The organism is Thiomicrolovo sp. ZZH C-3 (assembly GCF_054862725.1).
In genome coordinates this window covers 1,387,813-1,399,292 of record NZ_JBTKXX010000001.1, presented here as the reverse complement: position 1 = coordinate 1,399,292, position 11,480 = coordinate 1,387,813, and the positions used below count along the sequence as shown (strand labels likewise).

Annotated in this window: 10 protein-coding genes; 4 read left to right on the top strand and 6 right to left on the bottom strand. The window is 57.8% G+C overall.

Going from position 1 to position 11,480, the window contains the following annotated elements:
• Nucleotides 1–138 precede the first annotated feature (138 nt).
• The 3 genes from lysS to ACXWTF_RS07145 are packed head-to-tail and all read right to left on the bottom strand — an operon-like array spanning nt 139 to nt 2,792.
• Nucleotides 139–1,695 carry a lysine--tRNA ligase gene (lysS, locus tag ACXWTF_RS07155; protein WP_461714314.1) on the bottom strand — a complete coding sequence of 519 codons (1,557 nt, stop codon included), beginning with the start codon at nt 1,693–1,695 and terminating at the stop codon, nt 139–141.
• A gap of 15 nt (nt 1,696–1,710) precedes the next feature.
• Nucleotides 1,711–2,193: a Fur family transcriptional regulator gene (locus tag ACXWTF_RS07150; RefSeq protein WP_461714313.1), complete on the bottom strand. Its 483-nt coding sequence runs from the start codon at nt 2,191–2,193 to the stop codon at nt 1,711–1,713.
• Nucleotides 2,190–2,792: a CvpA family protein gene (locus tag ACXWTF_RS07145; protein ID WP_461714312.1), complete on the bottom strand. Its 603-nt coding sequence runs from the start codon at nt 2,790–2,792 to the stop codon at nt 2,190–2,192. The genes ACXWTF_RS07150 and ACXWTF_RS07145 overlap by 4 nt, the downstream gene beginning before the upstream one ends.
• Before the next feature lie 150 nt (nt 2,793–2,942).
• Between ACXWTF_RS07145 and ACXWTF_RS07140 the strand changes: the two genes are divergently transcribed.
• Nucleotides 2,943–4,292 (top strand): class II 3-deoxy-7-phosphoheptulonate synthase, encoded by a 1,350-nt coding sequence (locus ACXWTF_RS07140; RefSeq protein WP_461714311.1) that lies wholly within the window; start codon nt 2,943–2,945, stop codon nt 4,290–4,292.
• A 381-nt stretch (nt 4,293–4,673) separates the two neighbouring features.
• Here the strand turns inward: ACXWTF_RS07140 and ACXWTF_RS07135 are convergent, their stop codons facing one another.
• Genes ACXWTF_RS07135 through gatC form a run of 3 tightly spaced genes read right to left on the bottom strand, consistent with a single transcriptional unit; the run spans nt 4,674 to nt 6,381 of the window.
• Complete coding sequence (locus ACXWTF_RS07135) at nt 4,674–5,750, bottom strand: type IV pilus twitching motility protein PilT (protein WP_461714310.1); 1,077 nt, start codon at nt 5,748–5,750, stop codon at nt 4,674–4,676.
• A complete protein-coding gene (locus ACXWTF_RS07130) occupies nt 5,747–6,094 on the bottom strand; it encodes an arsenate reductase family protein (RefSeq protein ID WP_461714309.1) in 348 nt (115 codons plus the stop codon). The genes ACXWTF_RS07135 and ACXWTF_RS07130 overlap by 4 nt, the downstream gene beginning before the upstream one ends.
• A complete protein-coding gene (gene gatC / locus ACXWTF_RS07125) occupies nt 6,091–6,381 on the bottom strand; it encodes an Asp-tRNA(Asn)/Glu-tRNA(Gln) amidotransferase subunit GatC (RefSeq protein WP_345984383.1) in 291 nt (96 codons plus the stop codon). The genes ACXWTF_RS07130 and gatC overlap by 4 nt, the downstream gene beginning before the upstream one ends.
• A gap of 180 nt (nt 6,382–6,561) precedes the next feature.
• Here gatC and ACXWTF_RS07120 point away from each other — a divergent pair, with 180 nt between their 5' ends.
• The 3 genes from ACXWTF_RS07120 to ACXWTF_RS07110 all read left to right on the top strand — a co-directional run bounded on the left by ACXWTF_RS07120 (nt 6,562) and on the right by ACXWTF_RS07110 (nt 11,474).
• Nucleotides 6,562–6,843 (top strand): early set domain-containing protein, encoded by a 282-nt coding sequence (locus ACXWTF_RS07120; RefSeq protein ID WP_461714308.1) that lies wholly within the window; start codon nt 6,562–6,564, stop codon nt 6,841–6,843.
• Between the two features lie 90 nt (nt 6,844–6,933).
• Nucleotides 6,934–9,441, top strand: coding sequence for a sugar phosphate nucleotidyltransferase (locus ACXWTF_RS07115; RefSeq protein ID WP_461714307.1), 2,508 nt, complete (start codon nt 6,934–6,936; stop codon nt 9,439–9,441).
• Nucleotides 9,441–11,474 carry a glycoside hydrolase family 57 protein gene (locus ACXWTF_RS07110; RefSeq protein WP_461714306.1) on the top strand — a complete coding sequence of 678 codons (2,034 nt, stop codon included), beginning with the start codon at nt 9,441–9,443 and terminating at the stop codon, nt 11,472–11,474. The genes ACXWTF_RS07115 and ACXWTF_RS07110 overlap by 1 nt, the downstream gene beginning before the upstream one ends.
• Nucleotides 11,475–11,480: the final 6 nt, after the last annotated feature.

Genomic DNA, 11,480 nt, shown 5'->3' with positions numbered 1-11,480 from the left:
TTGTTGATTTGTTTTATACGGCATCCGAACAAAGTCCGGCTGCCTACGCTAACGCTGTGTTCACCTCGGCGGTGTGCCCTGAAAGAAATACCCTCGGGGTGCCCGCGTGCAGGTGAACCGCACTCATGTTTTTCTTCTCTAAATCTCGCTCAAGTCTACGTCAGGTTCGTTTGCGTCTTCTCCGTCGTTAGATTGATTGGTCTCGTGTTTCAGCGGCTTCATCGCCGGGAACAGGAGCACGTCGCGGATGGAGTGCTCGTTGGTCAGCAGCATGACGAGACGGTCGATACCGATCCCCTGGCCGGCGGTCGGCGCCATCCCGTAGCTGAGCGCGCGGACAAAGTCCTCGTCCATCTCATGCGCCTCTTCGTCGCCGCCGGCTTTGGCTTCGAGCTGTCCCTCGAAACGGCCGAGCTGGTCGATGGGGTCGTTGAGCTCGCTGAAGGCGTTGGCGATCTCGCGCCCCGCGATAAAGAGCTCGAAACGGTCGGTGAGGGCGGGGTTGGCGTCGTTGCGGCGCGCCAGCGGGGAGATCTCGACCGGGTACATGGTGATAAAGGTCGGGTTGATCAGTTTGTCCTCGACGAAGGCGTCGAACATCTCGCCCTGGAGCTGGCCGACATTGAGGCTGTCACTCACTTCAAAGCCGTTTTCGCGCAGGTAGACGAGCATCTTCTCTTTGTCGTGGACGATGATCTCCGGCACGCCGCCGATCTGGCTCAGCGAGTCGACCAGCGGGATCTCCGTGAACTTGGAGAAATCGACTTCCATTTCGCCGTAGGGGAGCCGCGTCGGCAGGTTGAGGTGGTCGAAGAGGTATTCAAAGTACTCCTTCGTCAGCGCAATAAGGTCCTTGTAGGTCTTGAAGGCCCAGTAGAACTCGATGGAGGTGAACTCAGGGTTGTGCGTCGCGTCCATCCCCTCGTTGCGGAAGTTGCGGTTGATCTCGAAGACCGCCTCGAAGCCGCCGACGATGAGGCGCTTGAGGTAGAGCTCCGGGGCGATACGCAGGTAGCGGTCGACGCCCAACGCGTTGTGGTGGGTGACGAATGGCTTGGCGTTGGCACCGCCGGCGATGGGGTGCATCATCGGGGTTTCGACCTCGAGAAAGCCCTTGTCCTCGAAGAAGCGGCGTGTCAGTGAAATGATCTGGCTGCGGATCTTGAAGGTCTTGCGCACTTCGCTGTTCATGATCAGGTCGAGGTAGCGCTGGCGGTAGCGCATCTCTTTGTCGGTGAGGCCGTGGAACTTCTCCGGCAGCGGTGCGATCGCCTTGGTCAGGAGTTTGAGCGCGTCGACGTGCAGGGAGAGCTCACCCTGCTTGGTGACGAAGGGGAAGCCCTCGACTTCGATGATGTCACCGACCTCGATCTGCTTCTTGAAGACCTCGTTGTAGAAGCCCTCCGGCAGGTTGTCACGGGTGACGTAGATCTGCAGCATGGCGCTCTCGTCTTCGATCTTGACGAAGCTTGCCTTCCCCATGATACGGAAGAACTTGATGCGCCCCGCAACGCAGTAGCGGCGGTTCTCGTCGCGTTTGCTTTCGCTGTGCGCCAGGTCGGAGTTGACGTTCAGGAACTTGTCGATGGTCGTATTGCGCGCCGAGTCGTTGGCGTAGGGGTTGATGCCTGCCGCCTTGAGCGCTTCGGCTTTTTCGATACGTTGCTGGATATATTTGTTGTCAAAAAAAGACAATAGCGTGCTCCTCTGTTAGGTGTTGGATTTCTTCTGGCACTCGGCGCAGATCCCGTAGATCTGCATGGAGTGGTCTTTCATCAGGAAGCCCAGTGCGTCGGCGATGGCGTGCTGCCGCTTTTCGATCTCCGCGTCGACGAACTCGGTGATGGAACCGCATTCGGTGCAGATCATGTGGTCGTGGTGCTCCTTGGCCCCCAGTTCGTACTTTTTGCCCTGGGCGCCGAAGGAGAGGGAGGTGACGATGTCCTCGTTCTCCAGCAGCCCCAGGGTACGGTAGATCGTCGCGATCCCCGTTTTGAGGTCCGGGTAGTTCTCCTGGATCTTCTTGTGCAGCGCTTCGGGGGTCAGGTGCTCGTCGGAGTTGTAGAGCGTCTCGAGGATCACCTCGCGCTGGATCGTGAACTTCAGCCCGTTCTTTTTCAGCAGCTGTTTGAAGTCCTCGAGGAGCTGTTCGTACTCGATCGTCTTGGCGGTGAAGTCGTTTGAATGGCTCATTGTGTCTTCTCCTTCAGCTGCGATTTTACCGTATCGATGATCTCGCCGGCCCGTTCGAGGGAGATCCCGGTGTCGTTTGCTTCATTTTTCGGCGCGGCTGCCGGCTGAAGGCTCTCGGTGTCGAGGTGCATGATATAGCCGCCCGTTTCAACGAGAATCGGGAAGAGGATGCTCCCCTCGAGGGGCTCTTTGATGTTGTCGCGAATGGTGACGACGTTGTTGAGGGCGTAGGCGATCACGGCCGCGATCAGGAAGAACTTCCCGCTTCCGAAGATGAAACCGGCGATGCGGTCAAGGGCACCGAGGCCGCTGGCAGCGCCCAGGCGTTTGAAAAGGTGGCCCAGGCCGACCATGGCCAGCCAGAAGAGCGCCAGGGTGAGCAGGAAACCCGAGAAGCTGATCAGCGAAGGGCTTTCAAAATGAAAAATATTGTCGCTGAGGAAGCCGCCGACCTCGCCGCTGACCCGCGAAGCGACAAAGATACCGCCCACAATGCCGATCAGCCCGAAAAGCTCTTTGAAGAAGCCGTTGAGGATGCCTTTGAGGCCAAGCAGCAGGATGATGACGGAGACGACCAGGTCGAAGTAGTTGAAATCCATTCAGAACGCCCGTTTTGAAATTGAGAAGAATTATAAACAACTCTCACTAAAAAAAGCTTGACAGGAGGCCCCGGCACCGTTATTAACCCCCTGTTAAAGCTTCCTGATGTATGATTCCCGCTCAAAATTGATTATAAGGTATGTAGAGCCATGAGCAACTGGTCACCATCGAGCTGGAGAAGTTTTCCGATCAAGCAGCAACCGACCTATCCGGATCAGGATCATCTGAAACGGGTCGAAGCCGAGCTTCGGCGTTATCCCCCGCTGGTCTTCGCGGGCGAAGCGCGCAATCTCAAGTCCCAGCTGGCCCAGGTCTCCGAGGGGAAGGCTTTTCTGCTCCAGGGCGGTGACTGTGCCGAGAGTTTCTCCGAGTTCCATGCCGACAATATCCGCGACACCTTCAAAGTGATGCTGCAGATGGCGGTCGTGATGAGCTTTGCCAGCGGCCTGCCGGTCGTCAAAGTCGGGCGCATGGGCGGACAGTTCGCCAAACCGCGCTCTTCGGACTCGGAGACCGTCGACGGCGTCACGCTGCCGAGCTACCGCGGTGATATCATCAACAGCATCGAATTTACCGAGAAGGCCCGTGTCCCGGACCCGGAACGCATGATCCACGCCTACCACCAGGCGGCACCGACGCTGAACCTGCTGCGCGCTTTCGCTTCGGGCGGGATGGCGGACCTGCACCAGGTCCACAAGTGGAACCTCGATTTTGTCAAGCAGACGGAGATGGCGGAGAAGTACGAAGCCTTCGCCGCACAGATCGAGCAGTCCCTGCGCTTTATGGAGGCGTGCGGCGTGACGTCGCAGAGCTACCGTACCCTGCGTGAAACGGACTACTTCACCTCCCACGAAGCGCTGCTGCTGAACTATGAAGAGGCCTTTACCCGCCAGGACTCCCTGACGGGCGACTGGTACGACGTCTCCTCGCACATGCTCTGGATCGGCGACCGTACCCGCCAGGTCGACGGCGCACACGTCGAGTTCCTGCGCGGCGTCAAGAACCCGCTGGCGTTCAAGGCCGGTCCGTCCATGACGACCGAGGATCTGCTCAAGCTCTGCGATACCCTCAACCCGGAGAACGAAGCGGGACGCATCAACGTCATCGTGCGCATGGGTGCAGGCAAGGTCGGCGACCACCTGCCGGAATTGATCCGCGCGATCGAGCGTGAAGGCAAGAAGGTGCTCTGGAGCTGCGACCCGATGCACGGCAACATCATCAAGTCCGGCAACGGCTACAAGACCCGCCGCGTCGACGATATCCTCACCGAGATGAAAGAGTTCTTCCAGGTCCACAAATCCGAAGGGACCTACGGCGGCGGCGTCCACCTGGAGATGACGGGCAAGAACGTTACCGAGTGTCTCGGCGGGGCGTTCCAGATCACCGAAGAGGATCTCAACAGCCGCTACCACACCCACTGCGACCCGCGCCTCAACGCGGACCAGTCCCTCGAACTGGCGTTCCTCATCGCCGATACCCTCAAAGCTGCCCGTAGCTAATTTTTAATTACGGCATCCGGGCCTCGGCCTCCTTCGGCAGTGCTCCGGCACAATGCCTCCGGTTCCGAAGCTACAGATGCAAAGCAGTTTGCATCCGCTGACGCTTCTCACCTTAACACTGGGTTTTGTCCTCACTTTGTTGCGGAATTCCGCAAGCTTCATCCTCGGCAGGAAGCCCACACTCCGAGAGCACTTCTTTCAGGGCGCACCCCAAGGGCACTTCTTTCAGGGCGCGTGCAGGCGACCGAAGGAAGTACCTTCAGGTATAAACCGCACTTAACCATTACACAAATCTACACTGCGGCAATTTTCAGATTCAAGACAATTCCAAGAAAGTATTACGTGATTTTTCCCCGAACGGGGATGTGCGGAGCGGTGCGCTTAGAGCGCGGCGGCGTCGAGCGCCTTGATGAGTTCATCCGGGCGGTTGGACCACTGGATGGCGTCCTGCTTGGAGACGACGCGTTTGCGTACCAGGTCGAAGAGCTCCTGGGTCTGGGTGACCATGCCGGTCTCCTGCTGGTTAAGCTGCATCTGGGAGTAGAGCTGGTGGACCTTGTCTTCGCGGATCAGGTTGGCGATCGCCGGGATGTTGATCATCAGCTCCTGGGCGGCGACACGGCCGCCGCCGAGACGCGGCAGCAGCGCCTGGGCGATAATGGCAATGATGGACGTCGAGAGTTGCGCGCGGATCTGCGGCTGCTCGTCCCCGCTGAAGACGTCGATGATACGGTTGATCGTCTGCGGCGCGGAGTTGGTGTGCAGGGTACCGAAAACGAGGTGACCGGTTTCGGCGGCGGTGAGCGCCGCGGCGATGGTCTCCTTGTCACGCATCTCCCCGACCAGGATGACGTCCGGGTCTTCACGCATCGCGTATTTGAGCGCGTTGGCAAAGTTGGCGGTGTCGGTCCCGACGTTACGGTGGGAGAAGAGACACTGCTTGTTGGTGTGGACGAATTCGACCGGGTCCTCGACACTGATAATGTGGCGGTTTTCCGTTTCGTTGATCTCGTTGAGCATCGCGGCGAGCGTCGTGGACTTACCGCTACCGGTCGGACCGGTAACGAGGATCAGCCCTTTTTCGCGTTTGACGAGCTTTTTGAAGATCGGCTTGGCGTTGAGATCGTCCAGGCTCGGGATCTCGATCGGAATGATACGGAAGGCGCAGGCGATATCGCCCATCGTCTTATAGTAGTTCGCACGGAAACGGCCGACTTCGGGCAACAGGATCGCGAAGTCGAGTTCATTGTTCTCTTCGAACTCTTTCTTCTGTTTCTCTGTCAGCAGGGAGTAGGACATATCCTCAATCGTTTTGCCGTCGAGGACGGGCAGGTTCAGTGCGACCAGGCGCCCGTCGATACGGATCTGCGGTTCGGAACGGGAAACGAGGTGAAGGTCCGATGCATTGTAGGCAACGACACTTTTTAATAGTTTACGGATATCCAGGGTCTGACTCATGAGAGAAATTCTCCTTCGTAGAGGGGTTCATTGAAACCGATTATAACATGATTTCCGGTTTCGACAACAGGGCGTTTTATTAACAGGTTTTCTTTTGTGAGCCAGGTGCGTTTCCCGGCATCATCAAGGTTCAGTTCTTTGAGTTTCAGGGTGCGGTAGGTCGTCCCCCGGGTGTTGAAAAGCTGCTGCATCTCGGCACCCTGTGACAGCCAGCGGTCGACTTCCGTTTCGCCGACGGGATCCGTTTTGAAATCCACGAAGGTGTAGTCGATGGCGTGCTTTTTAAAAAAAGCGAGGGCTTTTTTCACGCTGTCGCAGTTTTTGATGCCGTAGACAGTTATCATTCGATAATCTTCGGAACGATAAAGAAGTGCTCGTCACTGTGCGGAGCATGTTCGAGGATGTCGTCGTTGACGGCGGTGTTGCAGTTGGGAACATCTTCACGCAGTTGCGTCGCATTTGCGGTCATGGCGAAGGTATCGGGGACGTCAGTCGTATCAAGTGCGCTAAGATTGTCGACAAAGGCGACAATCTCACTGAGTTGACCGATCACCTCTTCGCGGTGGGCGTCATCGATTTTGAGCATCGAGAGTTTTTCCAGACGGCTAAGCAGGGCGTCATCGATTTGCATACTAGTACCTTTTGTTGCGTAATTCTATTAATTGTAGCAAAAAGATACTTAGAGTCAGAGTGCCCATAAAGACTGCATACAGGAGCCTATTGATTAAATTGCAACCACTTCGTAATCTGTTTTGCATACTATTTTGTAGTAGAATCCTAAAAGCACATTTCAAAACATAAGAGGTGGGTAATGATCAGAAAAAAACAGAACGGACAAAAAGTCTGGGTTACGTTTACAGTGGCTCCCGAGATGGGGATGGAAACGGTAGCGTTATGCGGTGCCTGGAACGACTGGTCGGATGAACCGATGAAGCAGAAGAAGAACGGCGAGTTCTATCTGACGAAGGTATTACCTGCCGGCAGTACTTATGAATTCGGCTATAAAAGCGGCGACGGTGCCTGGATGGCGGAGGGGGACTGTACAACGGTCCCTTCGCCGTTCGGCAGCCACAACGCGCTGCTGGAGCTCTGAATGCCGTTTGAACTCTGAAGCACCAAGGACGACGTAACCGCCTTACCGGTCGTTAAACGGAGGGGTTGATTTATATTGTGAGGAGAGTGTATGAAAGCCGTTGTTATGGCAGGTGGGTTTGGAACGAGGATCCAGCCGTTAACCCATTCGCGTCCCAAGCCGATGCTGCCGATCGTGAACCGTCCGATGATGGAACACACGATGATGACCCTGAAGGATCTCGGGATCACCGAGTTTATTGTCCTGCTCTATTTCAAGCCGGATATCATCAGGGACTATTTTAAAGACGGTAGTCACCTGGGGATCAATATCACCTACGTCCTGCCCGATGACGATTACGGGACCGCGGGAGCGGTCAAACTGGCCGAGGAGCATATCGGCGACGATAACTTCATTATCATCAGCGGTGACCTTGTGACCGATTTTGATTTCAAGAAGATCTTCGATTACCACGCGCAGAAAGATTCCAAGCTGACGATTACACTCACGTCCGTCGAAAACCCCCTGGAGTTCGGGGTGGTGATCGCCAATGAAGAGGGACGGATCGAGAAGTTCCTTGAAAAGCCGAGCTGGGGCGAGGTCTTCAGCGATACGATCAACACGGGGATCTACGTCATCGAACCGGAGATCCTCTCCTATATTCCGAGCAATGAGAACTTCGACTTTGCCAAGGACCTTTTCCCGCTGCTGATGCGCGAAGGGGTGCCCCTGATGGCCGGGAACGCCGAAGGGTACTGGCGCGACGTCGGTAACCCGGAGAGCTACCGCGATGTCTACGAGGATATCCTCGGCGGACGGGTGGAAGTCAAAATGCCGCCGGTCCGCCAGCAGTATCCCGACGGTGTGCTCTACAGCGAAGCGCCTTATGAACTCGACGACAGCGTCGAGATCATCGGGACGGTTGTCCTGGGCCAAAATGTCACGGTCGGCAAAGGCACAAAGCTCAACAACGTCGTCGTCGGCGACGAGTGCGAGATCGGCAAAGAGAGCAAGATCCGCAACAGCGTGCTGTGGGAACGGGTCAAGGTCGACAAACGCGCCCTCTTTGACGGCTGTGTCATCTGTAACGACAACAAGATCGGCAAGAACGTCACGGCGAAGGCGGGGATGATCCTCGCCGAAGAGTGCGAGATCGGCCAGCTGGTCACCGTCGAGAAGGATGTCACGATCTGGCCGCACAAGGTGATCGAAGATGCCGCCATCGTCAGCCGCAGCGTCATCTTCGGGAGCCGCTACAAGAACTCTATTTTCGAGAACGGCTACGTTATCGGGAAGTCCAACGTCGAGCTCTCCTGCGAGATGGCGACCAAGCTTGCCGAGGCCTTCGGCGCCCAGCTGCCTATCGGTTCGACGGTCGTTATGGCCCGGGACTACAACAAGGGGTCGCGGATGCTCAAGCGCGCCTTCGTCGGCGGGCTGCTCTCCTCGGGTGTCAACGTCAAAGATTACAACGGGATCCCCTCTTCGGTCCTGCGCTGCAGTCTCTCCGTGGACAAGCATGTTGTCGCGGGGGTCTATTTCCGTCAGCTGATCGACGACCCGACCAGCACGGTCATCACCTTCTACAACCATGAAGCGCTGCGGATCAACAACGATGTGGCGAAGAAGGTGGAGAAGGCCTTTTTCAAAGAGAATTTCCGCCGGGTCGACTTCTCCCAGATCGGACAGATCTTCGAATCGGACCACGCCAAAGAGTACGCGGCCTACCAGAAGCAGATGGAACACCTCTTCGATACCCATCTCTTCAAGCGCAGCGGCCGCCGCATCGCCGTGGACGTCATGCACGGGATGGGCTACGAGGTCTACCCGGACATCCTGCGCGACATGGAAGTGGACAACATCATCTTCAACGCCTATGCCGATGAGAAACGCCTGGCGAACATCAACACCCTGATCAAGCGCTCCGTCAGCGACCTGAGCGCCGTGATCAAGTCGATGGAGCTTGACGCCGGTTTCATGGTCTACCCCTACGGCCAGCGGCTGGACATGATGTGTGATGACGGGAAGGTGCTCGAGAAGCAGACGGCCCTTTATGTTGTTCTGTCGCTGCTGAACATGGAAGCACGCGAACGGGGGCAGAAGATGAGAGTCTTCCTGCCGACCTGGGCAGCGGACATCGTCTACTTCGACGCCCTCGAGATCGAGCGGGGACAGTACGCGAACTTCAAAGCGGAGGAGATGCGCCGGTACGACCTGGTGGCGACGGGGGAGGGGAACTTCGCCTTTACCGCCTTCGCGACGCACCGCGACAGCATGTTCGCGACGCTGAAGATCCTGGAGCTGATGATCAAGTTCGACGTCAAGCTCTCCGACCTGATCGCGTCACTGCCGAAGTTCTTCTACAAGGCGGCCCAGGCCCCGTGCAGCCAGTCCCACAAGGGCAAGATGATGCGCCGTTTCCTGGAAGATGCCAAGGGCAAAGACGCCTCGACCCTCGACGGGGTAAAGATCTGGCTCGATGCCAATGACTGGATCCTGATGATCCCGGACCAGTACAGCGACAGCCTCAACCTCTATATCCAGGCGGAATCGGACGCACGCGGCGAGGAGATCCTGGCCGAATATACGGCCAAGATCGCGGAGTGGGCCAAAGCATAATGAACACTGCACCGCTGAACCTCGCGTTTATCTGGCACATGCACCAGCCCGACTACCGGGACAGCAGCGGTGTGATGACGATGCCGTGGGTGTTCCTGCATGCCATCAAAGACTACTACGAGATGCCGTGGCTTCTGACGCGATTCCCGGGGCTTAAAGCGACGTTCAACGTCACCCCGCCGCTGATCGAACAGCTGAACCTCTACAGTGACCCGCTTGCCAATGACGCCTTTTTGGCGCTCTGGATCAAGCCGACGGATCAGCTCGAGGAGAGCGAACGCACCTGGATGGTCAAGATGTGCAAGTCGACACAGTTCGAGACGATGGTGCGGCCGCTGCCGCGCTATGCGGCACTTTTCCACCGCGACGATTACAGCCACGCCCAATTGCTGGAGCTGCAGGTGCTTTTCATGCTGGCCTGGTGCGGCAACTACCTGCGCCAGCACAGCAGCGTGGTCCAGAAGCTTTTGGCGCAGCACGATGCCTACTCCCAACGGGACAAGCATGCGCTGCTCGAGGAGCTGACGGCCTTCGTCGCAACGATCCTTCCGTTTTACGCACAGCTGCAGAAAGCGGGGACGATCGCCGTCTCGACCACGCCGTACAACCACCCCATCCTGCCACTGCTGCTCGACGTCGGGAATGCCAAAAAGGCCAACCCGCATACGACACTGCCGGCCAACCCGCTCTCGTTGGAGGCGGACGCGGTGGAGCAGGTGCGCCGCGCGATCGCCCTGTATCAAAAGACGTTCGGCACCGACCCCGTCGGCTTCTGGCCGGCGGAGGGCGCGGTAGACGAGCGCAGCGTCGGCATCTACCGGGTGCACGGGCTCAAGTGGATCGCGACGGACGAGGAGATCCTCTTCCGCTCACTCAAAAACGACGCCCGCGAGCACCTCTACAGCCCCTACCGTTTCGACGGCGTCACCATCGGCTTCCGCGACCACGGGCTCAGCGACCTCATCGGGTTTACCTACCGTTTCAAGCCGGCGGACGAAGCGGCGGAGCATTTTATCCGTTCCGTCGGCGGTATCGCCGCGGGCAAAGCCGAGCGCACCGTCTTTGTCATCCTGGACGGGGAGAATGCCTGGGAGTTCTTTGAAAACAACGCCTACGACTTCTTTACGGCACTCTATGCCCGCCTCAAAAGCAGCAGCGCCGTGCAAACGGTGACGATGAACGAGGTGGCACTGCAAGTAGGCCAGCCGACGCTGCCGCACCTTGCGCCGGGAAGCTGGATCTACGGCAACTTCGACACCTGGAGCGGTCACGCCGAGAAGAACCGTGCATGGGAACTGATCTACCAGACCCGACGCGATGCGGATCATCACGGGGGCAGGGTCGACGCGGCGACGGCGGAAAAGATCCGTTTCCACTTCCTGGCCGCCGAGTGCAGCGACTGGTTCTGGTGGTACGGCGACGACCACGCGACAGACTTCGCCGAGGAGTTCGATGCGCTTTTCCGCGACCACCTCATCGCCATCTACCGCCTGCTGGGGATGCAGCCTCCGGCAGACCTCTTCGACCCGATCATCTCCCAGAAGGGGCGCGACGCCTTCCTCACCTATCCGCAAAGCGCGGTCTCACCCGTCATCGACGGGAAAGAGTCGAGCTTCTTCGAGTGGCTGGGCAGCGGTACCGTCGATGAAAGCAAGGGGTACTCGACGATGGACCGTGTCCGCGGTCCCGTCGAGAAGATCCACTACGGGCACGATGAGCAGCAGGTCTACCTCGCCTTTGACGGCGATACCGATCAGCTGCGCGCCAAGGGGTGTATGCTCGTCGTGACGATCGAGGAGAACGGCCACCGGATCGAACTGCCGATGGCCAAAGCGCAGGAGGACAAGCGGCTCACTTTCGCCTTCGACGAGCGCCCGGAACTGGCGCTGTCGCGGGAGGGGTTCATCGGGCTCGATGTCTTCCACCTGCGATTCGAGATCACCCGGGGCGACGAGATCATCCAAACGCTGCCGGGGTACGGGTCGTTGCATATCGATCTGAATGAAACTTACGCGGAGCACTGGTTTGTCTAGGAAAAA

What these genes read in the sequence shown, in the direction of transcription:
- ACXWTF_RS07135 (WP_461714310.1), bottom strand. Translation starts at nt 5,750, where the DNA reads ATGAGTCAGACCCTGGATATCCGTAAACTATTAAAAAGTGTCGTTGCC.
- ACXWTF_RS07140 (WP_461714311.1), top strand. Translation starts at nt 2,943, where the DNA reads ATGAGCAACTGGTCACCATCGAGCTGGAGAAGTTTTCCGATCAAGCAG.
- ACXWTF_RS07150 (WP_461714313.1), bottom strand. Translation starts at nt 2,193, where the DNA reads ATGAGCCATTCAAACGACTTCACCGCCAAGACGATCGAGTACGAACAG.
- ACXWTF_RS07130 (WP_461714309.1), bottom strand. Translation starts at nt 6,094, where the DNA reads ATGATAACTGTCTACGGCATCAAAAACTGCGACAGCGTGAAAAAAGCC.
- gatC (WP_345984383.1), bottom strand. Translation starts at nt 6,381, where the DNA reads ATGCAAATCGATGACGCCCTGCTTAGCCGTCTGGAAAAACTCTCGATG.
- ACXWTF_RS07120 (WP_461714308.1), top strand. Translation starts at nt 6,562, where the DNA reads ATGATCAGAAAAAAACAGAACGGACAAAAAGTCTGGGTTACGTTTACA.
- ACXWTF_RS07115 (WP_461714307.1), top strand. Translation starts at nt 6,934, where the DNA reads ATGAAAGCCGTTGTTATGGCAGGTGGGTTTGGAACGAGGATCCAGCCG.
- ACXWTF_RS07145 (WP_461714312.1), bottom strand. Translation starts at nt 2,792, where the DNA reads ATGGATTTCAACTACTTCGACCTGGTCGTCTCCGTCATCATCCTGCTG.
- ACXWTF_RS07110 (WP_461714306.1), top strand. Translation starts at nt 9,441, where the DNA reads ATGAACACTGCACCGCTGAACCTCGCGTTTATCTGGCACATGCACCAG.